20 protein-coding genes and 1 pseudogene are annotated in these 19621 nt (G+C 68.0%); 13 read left to right on the top strand and 8 right to left on the bottom strand.

Translation table 11 applies throughout. The annotated features are described in order from the left end of the window. Positions 1-174: 174 nt before the first annotated feature. The 3 genes from JYK04_RS05045 (at position 175) to JYK04_RS05035 (ending at position 1739) form a co-directional block, all read left to right on the top strand. Positions 175-825, top strand: a complete 651-nt coding sequence (locus tag JYK04_RS05045) for a GAP family protein (protein ID WP_189742746.1) — start codon at positions 175-177, stop codon at positions 823-825. Between the two features lie 104 nt (positions 826-929). After that, positions 930-1415, top strand: a complete 486-nt coding sequence (locus tag JYK04_RS05040; RefSeq protein ID WP_189742234.1) for a DUF6325 family protein — start codon at positions 930-932, stop codon at positions 1413-1415. Between the two features lie 24 nt (positions 1416-1439). Continuing rightward, positions 1440-1739 (top strand): SHOCT domain-containing protein, encoded by a 300-nt coding sequence (locus JYK04_RS05035; RefSeq protein WP_189742231.1) that lies wholly within the window; start codon positions 1440-1442, stop codon positions 1737-1739. 242 nt (positions 1740-1981) lie between these two features. On the opposite strand, the pseudogene JYK04_RS05030 reads toward JYK04_RS05035, so the two are convergent. Together JYK04_RS05030 and JYK04_RS05025 are read right to left on the bottom strand one after the other, a co-directional pair. Continuing rightward, positions 1982-2931, bottom strand: a pseudogene (locus tag JYK04_RS05030) (ABC transporter substrate-binding protein). A gap of 55 nt (positions 2932-2986) precedes the next feature. Beyond that, entirely contained in the window at positions 2987-4489 is a 1503-nt protein-coding gene (locus JYK04_RS05025; protein WP_229876178.1) for an aminotransferase class I/II-fold pyridoxal phosphate-dependent enzyme, read from the bottom strand. Between the two features lie 72 nt (positions 4490-4561). Here JYK04_RS05025 and JYK04_RS05020 point away from each other — a divergent pair, with 72 nt between their 5' ends. Next, positions 4562-5479 (top strand): LysR family transcriptional regulator, encoded by a 918-nt coding sequence (locus tag JYK04_RS05020; RefSeq protein ID WP_189742228.1) that lies wholly within the window; start codon positions 4562-4564, stop codon positions 5477-5479. Between the two features lie 238 nt (positions 5480-5717). Here JYK04_RS05020 and lspA read toward each other — a convergent pair whose 3' ends face one another. Beyond that, the gene (gene lspA, locus JYK04_RS05015; RefSeq protein WP_229876165.1) at positions 5718-6302 is read right to left on the bottom strand and encodes a signal peptidase II; all 585 of its coding nucleotides are present in this window, start codon (positions 6300-6302) and stop codon (positions 5718-5720) included. 918 nt (positions 6303-7220) lie between these two features. Between lspA and JYK04_RS05010 the strand changes: the two genes are divergently transcribed. The 5 genes from JYK04_RS05010 (at position 7221) to JYK04_RS04990 (ending at position 12087) form a co-directional block, all read left to right on the top strand. After that, positions 7221-8378: a BtaA family protein gene (locus JYK04_RS05010; RefSeq protein ID WP_189742222.1), complete on the top strand. Its 1158-nt coding sequence runs from the start codon at positions 7221-7223 to the stop codon at positions 8376-8378. 89 nt (positions 8379-8467) lie between these two features. Beyond that, positions 8468-9493 carry a 3-oxoacyl-ACP synthase III family protein gene (locus JYK04_RS05005; RefSeq protein WP_189742220.1) on the top strand — a complete coding sequence of 342 codons (1026 nt, stop codon included), beginning with the start codon at positions 8468-8470 and terminating at the stop codon, positions 9491-9493. A gap of 163 nt (positions 9494-9656) precedes the next feature. Next, complete coding sequence (locus JYK04_RS05000; protein ID WP_189742217.1) at positions 9657-10352, top strand: alpha/beta fold hydrolase; 696 nt, start codon at positions 9657-9659, stop codon at positions 10350-10352. 11 nt (positions 10353-10363) lie between these two features. Beyond that, positions 10364-11128 (top strand): CPBP family intramembrane glutamic endopeptidase, encoded by a 765-nt coding sequence (locus tag JYK04_RS04995; RefSeq protein WP_189742215.1) that lies wholly within the window; start codon positions 10364-10366, stop codon positions 11126-11128. Between the two features lie 245 nt (positions 11129-11373). Next, on the top strand, positions 11374-12087 hold the full coding sequence (locus JYK04_RS04990) for an FkbM family methyltransferase (RefSeq protein WP_189742212.1): 714 nt from the start codon (positions 11374-11376) through the stop codon (positions 12085-12087). On the opposite strand, the gene JYK04_RS04985 is transcribed toward JYK04_RS04990, so the two are convergent. Continuing rightward, positions 12056-13546 (bottom strand): glycosyltransferase, encoded by a 1491-nt coding sequence (locus tag JYK04_RS04985; RefSeq protein WP_189742209.1) that lies wholly within the window; start codon positions 13544-13546, stop codon positions 12056-12058. The genes JYK04_RS04990 and JYK04_RS04985 overlap by 32 nt on opposite strands. A gap of 173 nt (positions 13547-13719) precedes the next feature. On the opposite strand from JYK04_RS04985, the gene JYK04_RS04980 reads away from it, so the two are divergent. Continuing rightward, a complete protein-coding gene (locus JYK04_RS04980; RefSeq protein WP_229876153.1) occupies positions 13720-14646 on the top strand; it encodes an SDR family NAD(P)-dependent oxidoreductase in 927 nt (308 codons plus the stop codon). Positions 14647-14673: 27 nt separating this feature from the next. Here the strand turns inward: JYK04_RS04980 and JYK04_RS04975 are convergent, their stop codons facing one another. Together JYK04_RS04975 and JYK04_RS04970 are read right to left on the bottom strand one after the other, a co-directional pair. Further along, positions 14674-15666, bottom strand: coding sequence for a pyridoxal-phosphate dependent enzyme (locus tag JYK04_RS04975; RefSeq protein ID WP_189742203.1), 993 nt, complete (start codon positions 15664-15666; stop codon positions 14674-14676). 10 nt (positions 15667-15676) lie between these two features. Continuing rightward, positions 15677-16189, bottom strand: coding sequence for a nitroreductase/quinone reductase family protein (locus JYK04_RS04970; protein WP_189742200.1), 513 nt, complete (start codon positions 16187-16189; stop codon positions 15677-15679). Between the two features lie 91 nt (positions 16190-16280). Between JYK04_RS04970 and JYK04_RS04965 the strand changes: the two genes are divergently transcribed. Next, complete coding sequence (locus JYK04_RS04965) at positions 16281-16742, top strand: helix-turn-helix domain-containing protein (protein WP_189742197.1); 462 nt, start codon at positions 16281-16283, stop codon at positions 16740-16742. Here the strand turns inward: JYK04_RS04965 and JYK04_RS04960 are convergent. Next, positions 16669-17310, bottom strand: a complete 642-nt coding sequence (locus JYK04_RS04960) for a TetR/AcrR family transcriptional regulator (RefSeq protein ID WP_189742194.1) — start codon at positions 17308-17310, stop codon at positions 16669-16671. The two genes, JYK04_RS04965 and JYK04_RS04960, sit on opposite strands and share 74 nt — an antisense overlap. Positions 17311-17405: 95 nt before the next feature. Here JYK04_RS04960 and JYK04_RS04955 point away from each other — a divergent pair, with 95 nt between their 5' ends. Both JYK04_RS04955 and JYK04_RS04950 read left to right on the top strand, forming a co-directional pair. After that, positions 17406-17846: a nuclear transport factor 2 family protein gene (locus JYK04_RS04955; protein ID WP_189742191.1), complete on the top strand. Its 441-nt coding sequence runs from the start codon at positions 17406-17408 to the stop codon at positions 17844-17846. Beyond that, positions 17843-18766, top strand: a complete 924-nt coding sequence (locus JYK04_RS04950; RefSeq protein ID WP_189742188.1) for an NmrA family NAD(P)-binding protein — start codon at positions 17843-17845, stop codon at positions 18764-18766. Before JYK04_RS04955 ends, JYK04_RS04950 begins: the two co-directional genes overlap by 4 nt. Here the strand turns inward: JYK04_RS04950 and JYK04_RS04945 are convergent. Next, positions 18763-19614, bottom strand: a complete 852-nt coding sequence (locus JYK04_RS04945; protein WP_189742185.1) for an alpha/beta fold hydrolase — start codon at positions 19612-19614, stop codon at positions 18763-18765. The genes JYK04_RS04950 and JYK04_RS04945 overlap by 4 nt on opposite strands. Positions 19615-19621: the final 7 nt, after the last annotated feature.

The raw sequence follows: 19621 nt of genomic DNA, 5'->3' as shown, positions 1-19621 counted from the left end.
CGGCCCGCAGCGGCGTACGGCACGGACGGCGGATGCCGGGTCGTCGTCATGGCGGGCCTCCTTCGTCTTGGTCCAGGTTGGTGGACGAAGAGCAGGGCGGCATCTCGATGGGCAAAAGGTGTCGGAGCCCGGTCCGGTGCGTAGTGTCGTATGTCGTCGCACGATTGGGGCGCCATGGTCCTCGACCTCATGCTCATCGCGTTGGCCATCGCCCTCTACCCGCTGCCCATGATGGCGTTCATCCTCGTGGTGTCCTCGCCCAGAGGAGTGTGGAAGGGGCTGGCCTTCATCCTGGCGTGGCTGGCCAACCTCGTCGCGGTGATCGCGATCGTGCTGGCGCTGACCGGCGGCGAGCCTCCGTCGCCGCGTTCCCCGCCGGGCGTGGCGGCGCTCGCGCTCAAGCTGGCCATCGGGGTGGGACTGGTGGTCTACGGGGTGCGCCGCTACCGCCGCAGGAAGCTGAAGGCCGCCCGGGACACCGCCCCGAAGCCCTCCCACGTGGACGTCGGCTCGGTGTGGGCCGCGGCGGGCCTGGCCGTGCTGATCCAGCCGTGGGGCATGGTCGCGGCGGGTGCGACGACCGTGATCGAGGCCGACACCTCGCACGCGACCACGTTCATCGCGCTCTTCGGCTTCTGCCTGCTGGCCAGCTCCGGCCTGCTGGCCGCGGAGCTGTACATGGTGTTCGCACCGGAGGCCGCACAGGCCCGGCTGCTGCGGATGCGCGCGTGGATGGAGGGGCACAAGGACGAGGCCATCGTGTTCGTCTGCCTGCTGCTCGGCCTGTGGCTGACCGCGCAGAGCATCTACGAGCTGACCGGCTGACCGGCTGACCGGCCGGCTGGACCGGCCGGACCGGCCAGACGTGCGGGGGAGCGGGCAGCGTGCTGGAATGAAAAGACCTTCCCCCCTCTCCGACAGGAGCTGCCATGAGCAGCGAGACCGAGCCGCGAGCCGATTTCGGCGACATCGGCGACATCGACGAACTCGGCCCGGTCGACTACATCGTGGTCGAGTTCCCGGGCAACCGAATGACGGGGGAGGGGCTCCCGATCCTCGTCGACCTCGTCGACCGGGGCATCATCCGCATCTTCGACTTCGCCTTCATCCGCAAGGAGGAGGACGGCACGGTGACCGCGCTGGAGCTCCAGGACCTCGGTGGCGGCGAAGTCGACCTCACCGTGTTCGAAGGGGCGTCGTCCGGCCTGCTCGACGGCGGCGACATCCAGGAGGCCGCCGCCGCCCTGGAACCGGGCAGCTCGGCCGGGGTCATCGTGTACGAGAACACCTGGGCGGCGCCTTTCGCCCGTGCCCTGCGACGCGGCGGAGCGCAGCTCGTCGCCGCCGGACGGATTCCCGTGCAGGCCCTGCTGGCGTCGCTGGACGCCCTGGAGGACCCCGCCGCCGGAGAGTAGCCACACAGCCTGGAGATGAGCATCATGCCCGGACTTCTTCGCGGGGTCGCCCGCACCGCCGTCGTCGCGGGCACCGCCACGGCGGTGTCCAACCGAGTGTCCCGCCGCCAGGGCGGCCGCTGGGCGCAGCAGGACGCCCAGCAGCAGGCCCAGCAGCAGCAGGCGGCGGCACCGCCGCCGCCCCCGCCGCCGCCCGCCGCGGAGCCGCCGGCCGACGACATGACCACCAAGATCGAGCAGCTGAAGCAGCTCAGCACCCTCAAGGAACAGGGCGTGCTGACCGAGACGGAGTTCGCGGAGCAGAAGCGCCGACTGCTGGGCTAGGCCGTCTCTTCCGGATCTTGCCGGGCCCGCGACGCCCGGCACCGCACCCGGCCGCGTTGTCGGGGCGCCCGAGTACGTCCAGTACACAGGCACCCCTCGGCCTTGCCAGGCACGGCACCGGACGCCGCGGGCTCGGCCGACAAGATCCGAAAGAGACGGCCTAGGGCAGCGCGGACATCGTGAGGGACCTCCCGCCGGGGCGAGCGCCGCCCCGGCGGGACGTGTGCCCGTGTCGTCGGTGGTCAGGAGCCGGTGTTGACGTCCGCCGAGGCCACGGCGCCCGTGCCCGCACCCCACTTGTCGAGCGCCTTCCTGTACGAACCGTCCTCGATGATCGCCGCCAGTGCCGCCCTGAGGGCGTCGCGCAGTGCGGTCCTGTCCTTGGCCACGGCGATGCCGAAGGGGCCGGCCTCGATCTGGTTGCCGACGATCTCGAAGGCGTTTCCGCCGTCGGCCTTGAGGGCCAGGTAGGCGGCCACCGGGTAGTCGTTGACCCCGGCCACGGCGCCGCCCGCCCTGACGCGGGTCTGGGCCTCGGCGTCGGTCGGGAAGGACTCGATCGAGATGCCCGGCTTCCCGGCGGCCTCGCACTCCTTCGACCGGGCCTTGGCCACCTCCTCGAAGGTGGTGCCCGCTGCACGGCGGCCTTCCTTCCGCACAGGTCGGCGATGGATTTGATCTGCTGGGGATTGCCCTTCCGGACGTACACCACGGAGCCCGCGACGAAGTAGTCGACGAAGTCGACGCCGTTGCCGGTCTTCTGGCCCTTGTCGTCCAGACCCTGCTGGCGGGCCGTGGTGTCGCTCATCGACGACATCACGATGTCCTGCCGTCCGGAGTTGAGGGAGGTGACGAGGCTGTCGAAGGTGCCGCTCGTGAAGACGAACTCCACGCCGAGCTGCTTGCCGAGCGCCTCGGCGACGTCCGGGTCGACGCCGACGATCTTTCCGTTCTCCGTGAACTCCATCGGAGCGTACGTGGCGTCCGTGCCGACCTTGATGACACCGGCCCGCCGGATGTCCGCGGGCAGCTCGGCGAACAGCGGGGCGTCGCTCTTCGCGCCGCCGGTGCCGCCGGCTCCACCGCCTCCGCCGGCATCGGTCCGGTCCCCGCAGGCACCCAGCAGCAGGGTGACGGTGGTGGTGGCGACGGCGGCGGCGATCGTCCGCCGGGTCGGTATGCGTACGGCCATGGCTGCGCTCTCTCTCGGGGACGGTGTGCGCGAACGCCGGGACGGGCCCGGTGTCTCAGGCGACGACGCGCAGGCGCGTCACGCCCAGGTCGAGCGCGCCGCGGACATGGCCGTTCGGCGCGGCCGCGGTCCGCTGGAGGAACCGGACGGCCTCGGCGGTGATGACTTCGCCGGGCAGGACGTTGGGGATCCCCGGCGGGTACGCCGCCAGGGTGTCCGCGGAGATCCGCCCGACGGCCTCCTGCGCGGCCACGACCACGGCCGGGCTCAGGAACGCCTCGCGGGCGGTGAGCTTGGTGGCCCCCGGAGCCGGCAGCCGCGGCATGCCGCCGGTGGCGCCGGCCGAGCCGGTGGTGAGCGGGGAGGGCAGGGTGTGCAGCGCTTCCACGAACCGGTCGGTGTCGGGCACGGACCCCGCGCCGATCACGGCGACGATCGCCGCGTCGGTCGCCACTTCGACCATGACCTGATGGTCCCGGAAGAGCCGGCGCCTGGCCTCGTGGCCCGTGATCCCGCCGGCGCGGGTGTCGATCGCGATGCGCAGCGGGTCGGCCCGGACGATGTCGGGGAAGGCGCGGAACCCGTCGCTCACCACGGTGAAGCGGCCCAGCGCGCGAACGACGCCCCGCACCCTGTCCGCGGCCCCGACCGAGCCGCCCGTCGCGTCGGCGCCGGTGACCAGACTCCTTCGGGCAAGATCGAGCGACGCGGTCAGCAGCGCACTCGCGCTGGTGGACTGCACGAGCCGGAACGCCCGGTCCACCAGCGGCTCCAGCAGGTCCGCGAAGGGGCCCTCCGCCAGATGGAGCATCGCCGACTGCGTCAGGCTGCCCGCCAACTTGTGCGTACTCGAAGTCACCAGGTCGGCGCCCAGGGAGAGGGCGTTCGCGGGCAGGGCGGGGTGGAAGCCGAAGTGCGATCCCCACGCCTCGTCGACGATCAGCGGCACCCCGGCGGCGTGGGCGGTGTCCGCGAGGGCCCGTACGTCGGCCACCGCGCCGAAGTAGCTCGGGGACACGATGTACACGGCGGCCGCGCCCGGTGTCCGGGCGAGCGCCGCCGCCACGTCCGCGGCGGTCACCCCGTGGGCGATGCCCTGCTCCGGGTCGACGGACGGCTGGACGAAGACGGCGTCCATGCCCGACAGCACCAGCCCGTCGATCACGCTGGAGTGCACACTGCGCTGGACGACGAGCGTGCGTCCCAGGACGGGGGCGACCATCGAGGCGATCTGATTGCCCTGCGAAGCGCCGTTCGTCAGGAACCAGGTGCGCCGCGCGCCCCAGGCCTCCGCAGCAAGCGACTGCGCCCGGTCCAGCGGGGTGTCCCGGCCGAGGTCGATGCCGTCGAGCAGCGGCGGGAAGTCCAGGGCCGTGATCCGCGGGCCGAGGAAACCGGCGAGATCCGATCCGGGGGCCGCCGCATGACCGGGGACGTTCAGTCTCAGCCAGTCCCGTCCCGCATGGCCCAGCACGGCATCGGCGTAGGGGGCGGACAGCTGGCCGATGCCAGGACGGGTGGGGGAGGGGATGCGCTGATCGGTCGTTCTGATGTTCACCCCCGGAGCGTGGCAGCCGTCCAGCCATTGAGGAATGGTGGATTTTTCGTTACCCCTCCATACGATGTCTATATGCTCGACGTCAGGCAGCTCCAGGTACTCCGCTCCATCGCGCAGGAGGGCTCGCTCGCCGCAGCGGGCCGGGCACTGCACTACAGCCAGCCCACGATCACCCACCACCTGGCCGCCCTGGAAGCGCACGTCAACGCCCGGCTCGTCCAGCGCGGACCGCGCGGCGCCACACTGACCGAACTCGGCGAAGCCCTGCTGCCGCACGCCGAAGCCGTACTCGACCGCCTGCGCCACGCCGAGCTGGAGGTGCGCAACCTCGCCGAGCGCGGTATGCGCACGCTCCACATCGGCACGTTCCCCACGGCGGGCGCCCTGCTCCTGGCCCCCGCGGTCAAGCGCCTCCACCAGCAGGGGGTCCACATCTCGCTCACCGAAGGAGAGCTCCCCCTGCTGCTGCGCGGGTTGCGGGCCAAAGAGCTCCACGCCGCCCTCGTCTTCTCGCAGCCGGGCGACAGCCTCGACCTCGACGAGGACTTCGAAGTCCACCCGCTCCTGTCCGATCCGCTGCTGCTGGTCATGCCGCAGGACCACCCGTGCGCGGCGCGGGAGGAGGTGTCCCTCGGTGAACTGCGCGACACCGCGTGGGTGGGCGCCGCCGATCCGCACGACCCCTGCGACCGCGTGCTGGCCTGGGCGTGCGGCCAGGAGGGGTACGAGCCCCTGCACGTGATGCGTACCGACGACTACGCGGTGGTCCAAGGCCTCGTGGCCGCGGGGACGGGCGTGGCCCTGGTCCCGCGGCTCGCGCTGGGGCATCCCAGGCCCGACCTGGTGGTCCGCCCCCTGGCCCGCCCCGATCTCGCCCGGGAGATCAGCGTCGCCGTACTGCGGTCCACGTCGGCCGGCGCCGCCCAGGAACTGATCGAGGCGCTGCGGGAGCAGGCCGCGCTGATCACGGACCGCTGGGCCGCCGTCTGACCCCGCCGGCGCTCACCCGATGCCGGCGCCGACCCCCACACCGGCATCGCGCCGCAGCAGGTCCTCGGTGGCAAGTTCCTTGCGCCCCACGCGGTGAACGGCTCGGCCTGGACGTAGATCCTGCTTCCCCGGCCGACGACCCGTCGGCGGGGCCCAAGCCGCATAGACGTGTTCAAGATCAGGGGTCAAGGCCCGGTGGGGTGCGGTTCCAGGATCTGCTACGCGGTGGGGATGCGTGTCACCCCGGGACGACGATGCCGCTGTCCCGGCGGCCTTGCGGGGCGGTTCCTTCCAGGGAAACGCCCAAGAACGAAAGGAGGATCATCAGGGCTCCCCCGCAGACAATTGCCGAGTCGGCGAGATTGAAGATCGCGAAGTGCTGAACAGAGATGAAGTCGACGACGTGCCCTCGGAAGACCCCGGGCGCCCGGAAGATCCGGTCGGTCAGATTGCCGAGTGCACCCCCCAACAGCAGGCCCAGGGCGAGAGCCCACGGGAGGCTGTGGAGCTTGCGTGAGGCACGCACGATGACCACGACGACCGCGAGCGTGATCGCCGTGAACACAGCAGTGACCGCCTGGCCCATACTGAACGCCGCGCCCGAGTTGCGTATCACCTGGAGAGTGAGCACGCGGCCGAAAACGCCGACGGGCTCGTGGTTCTCCAACCGCGAGACGGCCAGGAACTTGCTGCCCAGGTCCAATGCGTAGGTGAGACCAGCTGCTGCCAGCAATGCGGCCAGATGGCTCTTGCTCAGAGCTCGGGCGCCGGCTTCGGTCCCTGCTCTCTCCCGCTGGGGTTGCGAGGAACTGCTGGTAGGCATGATCCACTCCACTGATACCGAGCCGCCATGACGAGACGGCATTACGACACAATAGCGCCTTCTCTATTGAAGGCAGACAAACACGGACACTACGTACCTGGCCGGCCACTATCAGTGACAAATGCCGACTTGGTCGACTCGGCCGCACGCGTCGAAGCACTGGAAAGAGACTTCACTTCTGCTTCGATTCCGATTCCCCTCGGATGTGAGGGAACTCGCCGAAGACGGTGATCAAGAAGTGGTCCCAAGGCGGTGGAACGGCCGAACGCGCTCCAGTGGCTGGGCCAGGCCTTCGGCCACCTAGGCCGTCTCTTTCGGATCTTGCCGGGCCCGCGACGCCCGGCACCGCACCTGGCCGCGTTGTCGGGGCACCCAAGTACGTCCAGTACACGGGCGCCCCTCCGCCTTGCCAGGCACGGCATCGGACGCCGCGGGCTCGGCCGGCAAGATCCGAAAGATACGGCCTAAGGTCGGCGACGCCAAGCGGACTCCGACTGGTCCACCGGGCGGTCCGGCGGAGTCAGGGGGGTAGGCGACGTAGGCGGTCGGCGGCGTCCCGAGGACCTCTCTCGGCTCGTACGGAATGCTCACCGAGCAGACCGAGAGAGGTCAGCCGGACGAAAGAGCAATCAGCGGTCAGCGCTGGCCATTTGACGCCGGCACCACCGCGCGCACTTCGGCCCACTCCACATCCGCCAGGTCGGGGGTGCCGTCAGCCAGGAGACCTCGGGCCCGGTGCGTCCAGGACGCCCGGAAACAGGGCGGCAGGGTGGCGACCGCCGCGTCAAGGAGCGAACAAGAGTCACTCGGAGTAGCATTTGGTGACAAATGCAGCCAACAGGGAGGGGTTGGGCAGTAGGGGCAATGGGTGCTACTGCCCCATCTCGACAGGACCAGGCCGGCGATGGGGCTCGCGTTATGAAGAGCACGCTCAATCGACTGATAGAACGCACCTACTTCCGCGGGTTGGTATTCAACCAGTCCTGGGAGGATCCGCTTCTCGATCGTGAGGCGCTCCGCATATCGGCGGACCAGGACACCGTTCTGTCCATCACGTCGGGTGGCTGCAACTGCCTGAACCTCCTCTGCCTACGGCCCCGCCGGCTCATCTGCGTCGACCCCAACCCCGCTCAGACGTACCTGCTCGACCTCAAGCTGGCAGGCGTCCGACACCTTGACCATGCCGACTTCTGCTCTCTCCTCACGTCCTGTGGCAGCACGGAGGCCGTGGACATCTACCGGCGAGCACTGCGAGCCAAGTTGCCTGATGGCGCACGAAATTACTGGGACAGCAACACTCGGGTACTGGAACGCGGGATACTTGCCCAGGGCAAGCTGGGGTTCTTCTTGAAGTGGATTCGCCGCTATATGCGATGGCAACTCGGAGAGCGACGGATACGTCAGTTCTTCGAGGTCGGCGACATCGATGACCAGCGCGATTTCTATTACCGCGAGATCCACCCGCGGTTGTTGCGCGGGTCGGTACTCAAAATCCTCGGCTCCCGCTGGGTACTTGCCTGCGCCGGCATGCACCCCTCCCAGTACGACCTGATTCAAGACCGTCATGGCATAGGGCGATACATACGCGATCGCATGGAATATGTACTGACCACCGTCCCGATACGTGACAACTATTTCATCGCCCAGGCATTTTTGGGCGCATACCTGGACGCGGAGAGCGTTCCTCCCTACCTCCTCGAACGGAACTTCGACACCCTGAAGCAAACGGCCGATCGCGTAGTCAACGTCACGGCCTGGCTCACCGAGTACCTCGATTCATTGCCCGAGTCGTCGGTCGACAAGTTCAACCTTCTGGACATATTCGACTGGATGAGCCGGGAGTCCCGCCATGCGACGGTGCGCAGCGTGCTCAGGGCTGGTACGCCAGGCGGCCGCTTCATCTACCGTTCCGCCGTACGCTCACTTCCTGTCCCGCCGGAGCTCCGAAGTGCGGTGGTCAGCGAGGAGGATCTCGCCCACCGGCTCTTCGCGCAGGACCGGTCCTTTACGTACAGCAGCTTCTACATATACCGAATGGACCAGCAGCGAGTCGCGGATCAATTGCACCGGACGTAGCCTTGGGCCAGCCACACCTTCACAGGTCAGATGTAGCTCGCTTCTCCTGGCCGGATGCCGGACCAATTTCCACCCGAAGGAGTGAGGTCGTGCTCGAGCAGTTCAGTATTTCAGGCACCGGTCATGCCGTCGGCTCCAGGATTGTCTCGAACACCGGCTTGGCTGTTTCGATGGGGCTGTCCACGGATTGGTTCACGAAGCGAACAGGGATTGATGAACGACGGGTTTGCGGGGAAGGAGAGGACGTACTCACGCTGGCGGTGTCCGCGGTCGAGTCGGCTCTCCAGTCAAGTGGGCTGAAACCTGACATGTTGGGCCCCGAAACGGTTCTCCTCCACGTCCAGAACGGCCTGACGGCCTTCACCCCGCCGTCCGGGGTCATCTTGGCGAATGCGCTGGGGCTCAAGGGTCTACGAGTGCTCTCCGTTGACGGAGTGTGCGCTGAACCTGTGGCCATGTTCGAGATGGCTGCGCTCATGTTGTCGAGCAATCGTTGCAGTCGGGCCGTCATCTCGTCGAGTGTGGATTTCCTGCCGATCATCAGCTCGGAGGACAGGGGCACGGTCGGGCTCTTCGGCGCTGGTGCGGGCGCGGTCGTGGTCGAGCGGCACACCACGTCACAGGGCATGTCGGCGAAGGTCATGAGCATTCAGTGGCTGACTCACGCCGACCATGCGGCCCTCGGGAGCATCCCGGTACTCGGCTACAACGCCGGCCCCGAAGGGGTCAGCGTGCAAGCGGGTTTCTACGACATGGACGGCTCTGGCCTGGTTCGTACGGGGGTACGCGTCATCCCTCCCCTGGTTTCCCGTGTACTCGAAGAAGCCGGGTGGTGCCACGACGACGTCCACCTCGTCATCTCCCACCAGCCGAACGTTCGCATGCTGCACGTTCTCATCGAGGCTCTGGGCTTCCGGCCGGAGATTTTTCCGATGCCTGCCAGCCGCCTGGGGAACATGGGCCCGGCCAGCCTGTTGGTGAATCTCTCTCTGGCCAGAGACGAAGGCCTACTCCGTCCAGGGCAAAGGCTGTTGCTTCTCGCCTTCGGCCTCGGGTTCTCCTGCGGCGCAGCGGCAATCGAGCTCCTGCCCGGTGAGGCGGGGTGCAATGACTGACGCGCGCACATGGGTGAGACCTCCCGTCTCGGACTCGCTTCGCACGAGGATGACCGAGGACCAAAGAGCGATCGCGGCGGCCATGCGCCCCGTCACGCTTCCCGACGGCAGAACACTCCGCGTACTCGACTGCGGAGAGGGGGACGCCGTCGTACTCCTGCCCATGGTCGCCGAACTGAACTTCGTCTACGCACCTCAAATCGCAGAGTTCCAGCGCGACCACCGCGTCGTGCTCTATGAACCGCTGCTCAGCACGAACACGCGGGTCGGCATCAAGGACAGGGCCCACGAGGTCCGCAGCCTGCTCTCCGCCCTCGGTATCAGCCGCGCGCACTTCGTCGTGTGGGGCGACACGGGTGCGGCAGCCTATTATCTGGCCAAGCATCACCCCGAGTTGTGTCGCTCGATGGTCTTCGTCGGGCTGGCCGATCGTTACCGGTTCCCGCAACCCTACGGCTTCTGGCTGAAGGTGCTGGAACACCTTCCCATCGAGCGAGTGGTGTCATCGCGCGTGTTTGCGACACTCCTCGGGCGCTTCGTCGGAGGGACCCAGATCAAACCGGAGTGGATCGTCCAGGAGGCGCTGGTCGTCCTTCGGTTGACGGCGCTGTTCAAGCACAGCATTCTTCCCAACCTGACCGAGCATCGCCCGACGCCGGGCGAGGTTCACGTGCCGAGCCTGGTCATCTCCGGCGACAACGACCACATCGTCTCGGTCGCCCAGGCACGCCGCATGGCCGCGCTCCTTCCCAACGCGGGCGCAGCGGTCATCAAGCCAGGTGGTGAGCACTTCATCACCTACGTGGACGACTCATTCGTCAACGAGACCGTTCGCCGCTTCATCTCAAGCGTGGAGTAGCTGATGCGACCATGGCGAACGTAAGGAGACCCGCAGTTCCGGACGCGCAAGCCGCCGAACCCACCGCACCCGTCGGCGGACTCCACCCGCTCACCGTTCTCTGCATCGGTGTACTGGTCACCGCGGTCGCCCTTCCGGAGTCATGGCAAGGCTGGCCCTACGCGCCGTTTCCTGTGTTTCACGCGTGCCTCGCCATTGTCATCCCGCTTTGGTTTCGGGTTCGCCCCACCGGCCGACCCTGGCCTGAGATTCGGGCGCATCTTCCGAAGCAGGGCCGACCGTTTGCTGCCGCCATCGCGTTCATCGGCGGCTTCATCCTTCTCTACAGCCTCGCCATGACCGTCCTCGACAAGACGCGGGATCCCGCATGGAACCTGCTCGCGACCTATGGGAAGTTCGCGGATCTGTACGCCGCGCGTTATGGAAGCTGGTTCGCGCTGATCATCGTGTACGTCTTCCTGGGACTGTGGCCCATGTTCGGAGAGGAACTCTTCTACCGGGGATTCCTCCAAGGCTCGCTGTTGGGGCGCTACTCGCTGCCGATCGCTTCGGTCCTCACGTCCACCCTGTTCGGACTCCGCCACTCGGCCCAACTGGTCTACCTTTTGCCTGCATACCCGTATGTGGCCGGCGCAGCATACTTTGTATGGGCTTTCGGCGTGAGCATGATCTGGTGCTGGGTGCACGCACGGACGGGCTCTCTGTGGCTCTGCATGGCGACACACGGGGTGAACATCGTCCTCGCCCCCATTGTCGTTGCCCTCGTGGTTTGGTAGGTCCGCTCATGCCACGTCCCGCATCACCGCTGCGCGCATTCACTCTGCGCGGCGTACGCGCTGTTCATCGAGCCGGAGCCTGGTGGTTCGACCGTTCTGGTCCCCTTGCGCCACTCCTTGCCGAACTCGGCGCACCCCTGCACCGGTGGCTGTTTCCCCACTCGCTTCTGACGGATCCGGGGATCCCCGTCGAGGTCGACGGCTTTCGGCTCTACCACGAAGGGCGCCCCTCGTATCACCTGCAGATGCTGGCGATGGGCATGCACGACCGCGACGTCGCGGCACTCATCCGGCACCTCGTCAGGCCGAACATGTCGGTCGTGGACGTCGGTGCGCACCTCGGCTACTTCACGCTGCTGTGCGCGCGCCTCGGCGGAGCGGCGAGCACGGTCTGGGCGTTCGAGCCGTCGTCGGCACTGCTCCCCATCCTCCGGAGAAACGTGGCGGAGAACGACGTGGGCGGCGAGATCCACGTGGTGCCGAGTGCCGTGGGAGATTCGGTCGGTGCAGTGACGCTGTTCGCGGGCACGCCCGACAGCATGCTGTCCAGCGTCCACCGGGCCTCGGCGGCCGGCGATGGTCCGGGGCCGAGGGAGACCGTTGCGTGCACCACCTTGGACGCATGGGCCGAACAGAGTCTGTGGCCACGAGTGGATCTGGTCAAGATCGACATTGAAGGGCACGAGGTCGCGGCGTTGGCCGGTATGCGGGAGCTGAGCCGTCGAAATCCCGGTCTGGTTCTGATCATCGAGCTCAACGAGCGGACGCTGGCCGCTGCGGGTGAGTCGATCGACTCGTTCTGGGCGGCTCTGGCCGCATGCGGATTCGACGACGTCTCCCTGGCGGGGCCCCCTCCTCGACCGGTGACGTTCCCCCAGGACCGGGACGCCATCCGGCGGGAGATCCGTCGCCAGGGAAACGGGCGGGTCAATCTGATGTGCCTGCGGGGGCTGGGGTAGCCGGCCGGTGAACGGCTCGTCGGATCTCCGATCCGCTCCTCGCACTCGCGACCAGGAAAGCCACTGCCAGGGACGAGAGCAGGAAACACGATTCGGCGTACCCGCGCACGACGGACAGCAGCCCGGCCGAGAGGAACGCGACACCCAGGCCCAGTTCACACCATGCGATCCGCGAGGCGGTTCCGACCCACTTCGCTTCGCTCTTCCGGATAATGCCCGACGACCCTTCCTTGGGGGTTCTCACGAACTCCGGCTCGTCTCGCTTGATCGTGTCCCGGAAGCCGGCCAGGATGGAGACCGATACGCCGATGGCGAGCGGCAACGACAGTGGGAGACGCAGACACCGCCGCGCCCAGTCGTCGTACAGAATTCTCTGCGAGAGCACGCATTCCTGCAGCGGCGGGAACAGTACGAGAAACGCGCTGAGACCGACTTGGGTGATCGCCCAGTACGGAGTGCGGGGGAGCCCGAGAACGACGTATGCACTGGAGAGCACTCCGGTCAGGACGAGTACCGGTGTACCCAGAACCAGGTGCAAGGAAGAAAGCTCAAGAAATCGACGTCTCTTGCCCTGTGGCGGACTGAGCGCCTTCTTCCCATAGTCGAGGAAGAGCCGGAATGCCGCGCGCGCCCAGCGGCGTTGCTGGTTTTTGTAGCTGAGGTAGGTGCTGGGAAGGTCGCTGGTGGCCAATGCCTCGTTGACGAAGACGACCGACCATCCCGCGAGCTGGGCACGGAAGCTGAGGTCGATGCCGTCGTCGGTGAACGGTGCTTCGTGCCACCCGCCGAGTTCTTCGATCGTGCGCTTCCGCCAGACCCCGCTGGTCCCCAGATATATGGTGGACTCCCCCCTGGCCTGGCGGATCCCGCTCGAAAAGCAGAACAGGCTGTCGATGACCGCCGCTTGGAACAGCGTCAGAGCGGACGAAAGACCGTTGCGGTGCCGCCACCGCGTATGGACTGCAGCGACGCGAGCATCCTCGAACAGGGGCACGGTTTTGACGAGGAAGTCACGATCAGGTGTGAAGTCCGCGTCGAAAATCGCCACGAGGTCGCAATCGGCCATCCGCATACCGTGGTTGAGCGCCCCTGACTTGTACCCGTCGCGGCTTGTCCTGTGGACGTATTCGATCGGGACGGAGCCTCGGCGATGTGCGTCGACGACGGCCTTGGCCAGCGCGGCCTCCTCCCCCTCGGAGTCGTCCAGAACCTGCACCGCGAGTCGGCCATCCATATAGTCGAGGTTCGTTACCGCCGTGAGGAGTCGGTTGAGAACTTTGTGTTCTCGGTAAATGGGGAGTTGCACCACGACCGTCGGCCAGGAGTAACTGGTCGGCCGGGTGAGTTCGATGGCCTGCCCCCCGACACCCTTCATCTGGGAATATGCATGAATGACCAGTATCCGCAGTTGAGCTATGGCGAAGAACGCCAGCATGGCGGAAAGGGCTATCACCAGCATGTCATCAGTCTAACCCGAATTCCGTATAACGGCTCGCCGGCCTACCGGCGCGACAGTGGTGCGTTCGGGTGATGAGTCGACGAGCTCCCGGTGGGGACAAGGGAGCAAAGGTGGGTTCTCGCTCATCATGGTGACGTAACTGTTCGCAACCGTTTCACTCCGCTTCTTTGTTCATGAGCAGTCGAGGAGGCCGCCGCGTGAGGCGTCACTCACCTTTTGGCCGGCACCTCGAGGAAACCAGAGACGAAGCAGTCTTCGTCACCGGTACATCCAGTGGGATCGGCAGGGCAATCGCTCTGGACCTCGCCGGGCGAAGTGTGACCGTATTCGCCGGTGTGCGTAGGGCCGGTGACGCGCCGAAGGGCGACGGACTACCAGGTGCGGTGCACGAGATCCTCTTGGACGTCACCAGTGGCAGCCAGATCACGGAGGCGGCCGATTCGATCCGCCGGCTCCTGGGCCGGCAGCGCCTCCGCGGAGTGGTGAACAACGCCGGCGCCGCGACAGGCGGCCCCCTGGAATACGTGACCATCGATGAGATGCGACGCCAGTTCGAGGTCAACGTCTTCGGCCAGCTGGCCGTGACTCAGGCGGTTCTTGACCTGATCCGCGATCACGGGGACGGACGCGTACTCTTCACGAGCTCTATCGCAGGACACATCGCCGCACCCTGCTTTGGACCCTACGCCGCGTCAAAGCACGCACTGAACGGCATGGCGGAGTCGATGCGACGCGAGCTGCGGCCATGGAACATCCGCGTGTCCGTCCTCGTGCCCGGAGCGGTGGCGACCCCGATCTGGAGCAAGGCAGACCATTCTGTGCAGGGCTTGACGGACCGACTGCCGACGAGAGCGAAGGAGTTGTACGGCAGCACACTGGAGAACATGCGGCGATACATGGCTTCCGCCGCGGCGGGACGGAGCATCTCACCGTCGGTGGTCGCCCGTGCCGCCCGTCATGCGCTCTATGCGCGACAACCCAAGGCCGTCTATCTCATGGGCGCGGAGGCACGCGCGGGGGTGGCCCTGTCCACCGCTCTGCCCACACGTGTCTTCGACGCGCTGCTTGCCAGGCAGCTGAGCAGATCCCCGTCGAGATAGACCTTCAGTGACGTGGGCCGGCCCACCTCAACAAGCCGCGGGCACGACCTCCCAGTCCGGCGTGTAGCCGCAGTGCCAATACAACACGGAACCATTGCTGCGCCCCTGGGCTAGACAAGACTCCATGATCGACCAGGTCTTACCTCCGAATACCGGGTCGAGTTTCAGTCCTGTCTCGTCCTTCACGGATGTGCACAGCTCGACCAAGTCGGTTGGGTAGCGACCGAATTCGCGATAGATCCTGGTCGTCCTCAGGTCGATGCGTCCACTGGGCACCCGGTCGGACACCGACAAGTAGTGCTCGGTCCACCGGACGAGTCCGTGGATCCACCGGCGTGCCGGGCCCGGGTAGACCTGAACGCCGACGACATGGATCGGTCGATGTCCTTGCAGGCGCAGGAGGTTCTCCGCCAGCACGAAACCCGCGAACGCCGTCCCCGACGCGGCCGTGATGAACACCGTCTGCAGCGGCGGCACCCCCATGGCCTCGACCTGACCCACCATTTCCAGGAAACCGCGCGCAGCAGCGATCACCGCTGCGGGATGTGCGAGGCTCGGCGGGGCGAAGAACGGCCGCCGTCCCGCTCTGCGGCTCCGGTGATAGGCACCGGCCAGCGCACCGGCTGCCTCGATGTGGCCCGGACCGATCAGACGCACGTTGTTTCCGAGGCCGCCGAACATCCTCCGTCGTTCAGCGAGAGGAAGAGGCGGAACGTCAGCGACGACGATTTCCCATGCGATGTCGAACCGTCGAAGAACCGGGAGGATGTCGTGTACGAGGTTGGTCACGTTGCCCACCGGGGTGACGAGGCTGCCGTACCCCTTCTCCAGCATGTGCCCGACCAGATGCTCGATCTTACGTGTCTTGACGCCTCCGCGGCCGTGACCGGAGAGGTCGTCACGCTTGACCAGGACATCCACCCCGTTTGATCGGGAGATTGCCGAGATCGGCGTCGGCCACTGTCCCAGAGGGACGAACGGGGCCTCCAGAATGCGCCGGATTCCGTTGTGGTCGCGCATACCTGGTCCCTCAACCTGCTGTCACGGCCGGTCCGGGCACGGGATGGAGGATTACAATGGGAAGCTCTCGGGCTGTGCGCTGCCGGTAATCCTCGTACCCGGGGAAAGCCTCGACGAACCGGAGCCACAGTTCCGCACGTTTCCGTTGGTCAGCCTGCTCGGCCCTGACATGGAAGGTGCGGCCTCTGATCTCGACCGTCGCGAAGGGATTTTCCCCGAGGTTCAGCCACCAGCCCGGCGGCTGGTCCAGGCCCCCGTGAGAAGCGATGACCACGAGGTCTCCGGCGTCCTCGACAGCGAGGAGGGGAACCGTCCGCGGCTCGCCGGTCCTACGACCCGTCGTCGTGATGATCACGATCTTGCCGTGCTTCAGACCCAGTCGTCCCAGCAGACCACCCGTTCGTCGATAGACACCGAGATGCAGCACGCTCATGACGGCGATGAATCTGCGTAGGGCAGGACTGGACTTCTGTCCGATCCGGAGCATGACCGCGCGCAGAAGGGCCACCCCGAGTCTGTGCATAGGGACTCCCAATGGCTGTCGATTTCGTGCTTCAAGCTACGTCGGACTGCCTATGTCCGCATGGCGGCGGATTGATGCCCGCACAGCAGTCGTGAGCCATGTGCCCGCCGACGAGGCCGCGGACCACCGCCGACGTCGTGTACGTCCTGCTGCCCGTGACGGGGCAGGCGGCGGGCCGGCCGCCACGACGTCCGACGTACGGCACCGGATCCTGCTGGACCGGCTGGGCGACGAGTTCGAGCGGGACGCCCGGCTGCGGCTGCCGGAGGCCGAAGCACTGCTGGCCCACGATCACGCCCAGGGAACCGGCTACGCGAACACGGTGGTCGCCCGGCTCGACGCGACGGGCGACATCGCGTCCGCCGCGGGACGGCTGAAGCTGTACCCCAACACCTTGCGCCACCGGCTGCGGCGGATCCGCGAGCTGTTCCACCTCGACGTCGACGACCCGGAGGTACGGCTCGCCGCCCGGCTGGAACTCAGGAGCGCGGTACCGGCGGGCGGCTCTCCCCGGCGGGCGGCCCCGGCTCCCGCCCCGCGCGGGCGTCGATGACGGCGGTGGTGAAGCTCGCCAGTTGAGCCCGGAGCTCCTCGCGCGGTACGTCCTTGTCGCCGGCCAGGTACGCGACCAGGTCGGCCCGGGTGGCCGCGAGCAGGGCGTGGGCGGCGAAGTCGGTGTCGGCCTGGCCGGGGACGAGCCGCAGCAGGTCCCGGAGCAGCGTGTGCCAGTGCTCGTAGTGCTCCGTCCGGTAGGGGCTGTCCGCGCCGCTTCCCTCCAGTGCCAGGGCGAGGTGGCGGTTGTCGAGCTTGAAGCACAGGAGGGCGTCGAGCAGGGCCGGTACGCGCCGGGCCGCCGGTGTGGCCGGCCCCAGCGGCTCAGGGCCCTGTTCGACCGCTTCCCTGATCGGTTCGAGCCGTGCCTCGTAGAGCGCGCGGATCAGTCCGCCCCGATCACCGAAGGCGCGGAAGAGCGTCGCCTTGCCGACGCCGGCCGCGGCCGCGATGTCGGCCATGGTCACTTCGTCGGGGCTCCCGCAGTGGGCGAAGAGGGTGTCGGCGGCGGCGAAGACGGCCGCCCGGTTGCGGACCGCGTCCTTGCGCGGCTTGCGTTCGACGGTCATCGGGTTCCCTCCGGTTGCGAAACGGACCGACGGTCCGTATCTTTCGGAGAGAGAAGCGGACCGTCGGTCCGTATCGTAGTGGACGGAGAACCGTCGTGCCCGCGACCACCCCACCCCCGGATCTGTACCGCCACAGCCTCCGCCTGCTCCTGGACAAGGACATCGCCTCGTGGGTCGGCCTGTGGGCCGAGCACGGCGCCATGGAGTTCCCCTTCGCCCCGCCGGGATGGCCCGGGCGGCTCGACGGGCGGGAGGCCATCGCCGCCTACATGCGGGACTATCCCGACCACATCGACCTGCACGATTTCCCCGACCTGCGGATCCACGAGACCGGCGACCCGGACACCATCGTGGTCGAGATGCGCGGAGTGGGCCGTCTGGTGGCGACCGGGAGCCCCTTCGACATGACCTACATCGCCGTCGTGACCGTCCAGGACGGGCAGTTCACCTCCTACCGCGACTACTGGAACCCCCTCGCCGTCCACGAACCCGGGGCGGCCTTCATGACGGCCCCCACGAGGAGCAGCGCCCGATGACCGCCACCGCCCCCACCACACCGACCGGCACCACCCTCGTCATCGGCGCCACCGGCACCACCGGCAGCCGCACCACGGCGCAGCTCGTCGCCGCCGGCCGGCGCGTCAAGGCGGGCAGCCGCCGGGCCACGCCGCTCCCGGGCGCCGAGCCCGTCCGCTTCGACTGGTACGACCCCGCCTGCTTCGGCGACGCCGTCGCCGGGGCCGATCGCGTGTACCTCGTCCCGCCCGTCGGCGACCCGGACCCGGCGGCGGTCATGCTGCCCTTCCTCGACCGGGCCCGCGCCGCCGGCGTACGCCGCGCCGTACTGCTGAGCTCCTCGGCGATCACCGAAGGCGGCCCGGCGGTCGGACAGGTCCACCGGGCCCTGCCCGGCCTGTTCGACGAATGGGCGGTACTGCGCCCCTCCTGGTTCATGCAGAACTTCACCGGCACGCACGCCCACGCCGACAGCATCCGTGCCGACGGCGTCATCCGGACCGCGGCCGGGACGGGCCGCGTCGGATTCGTCGACGCCGACGACATCGCCGCCGTCGCGGCCCGCGCCCTCACCGACGACCGCGCGCCCGGCACCGACCTTGTCCTCACCGGGCCGCAGACCCTGAGCCACGACGACATCGCCGCACTCCTCACCGAGGTCACGGGCCACCGGGTGGTCCACCACCACCTCACCTACGAGGCCATGCGCGACCGCCTGGCCGCGGTCATACCGACTCAGTTCGCGGCGATGCTGGCCGGGATGGACCGGTCCATCGCCGAAGGGGCCGAGGACCGCACCACGGACACCGTCCACCGTCTCACCGGCCGCCCGCCGCACGACTTCCGGACGGTTGCCGTACGCGAGCTCTCCGCCCGATCCGCCCCGGCCACCGCGGCCCGGGCGGGCCGGGCCCGGCAAGATCCGGAAGAGACGGCCTAGGAACGGCCCGCGGCGGTGTGGTCGAGGACCGCCGCGACGACCGTCGACCAGTCGGCTCGCCCGATGCCGTGTCCGGCGTCCCGCAGAGCCAACAGCCGCCCCCCGGGGATCCGTTCCGCGAGTGCCTCACCGTGCCGGAGCGGGAACATCGGATCGGCGGTCCCGTGGATCACCAGCGTGGGTACGGCGATCGAGGACAGGGGTGCCCGCGGGACCTCGCCGTCCGTGAGCACGTCGTGGTTGCGGGCCGCGCCGAAGTCGTGCGCGCGCTCGACGTCGCGGCGGACCAGGTCGCGGGCCGCGGCCTCGTCGAACGGACGCCGCCCGCCCGCGAGCACGCGCGCGTAGGCGACCTGGTGCTCGATCGCCGATTCGGCATCCGGCCCATCGGCCCGGGCGGCCGAGGCGAACCGTACGAACTCCTTGGTCGGCGGGGGAAGCTCACGGTCGCCGGGCACGGCGCAGGACGTGCTGATCAGGACGAGCGACCGGACGCGGCCCGGGTGAGCGAGCGCGAGCAGCTGCGCGAGCGCCCCTCCGGCCGAGACGCCCACGACGTGCGCGGCCGCGATCCCATGGGCGCGCAGCACGCGGACGGCGTCGTCGACCAGGTCCGCGGTGGTGTACCCGGGGCGGCCCGGCGGGTAGGTGACCGACCGGCCGGTGTCGCGATGGTCGTAACGGATCACGAAGCGTCCGCCCGCGGCGAGCATCCGGCAGAAGCCCTCCTCCCACCAGAGCATCGACGCCCCCAGGCCCATGACGAGCAGGACGGGCGGATCCGACGGATCGCCGAAGGACTCGGTGCACAGCTCGATGCCGTCCACCTCGATCACACGCTCAGCCATGTCGCTC

The sequence above is a fragment of the Streptomyces nojiriensis genome (assembly GCF_017639205.1).
Classification (GTDB): Bacteria; Actinomycetota; Actinomycetes; order Streptomycetales; family Streptomycetaceae; genus Streptomyces; species Streptomyces nojiriensis.
The sequence above is the reverse complement of the archived record's forward strand: the minus strand, read 5'-3'. Positions and strand labels throughout refer to the sequence as shown.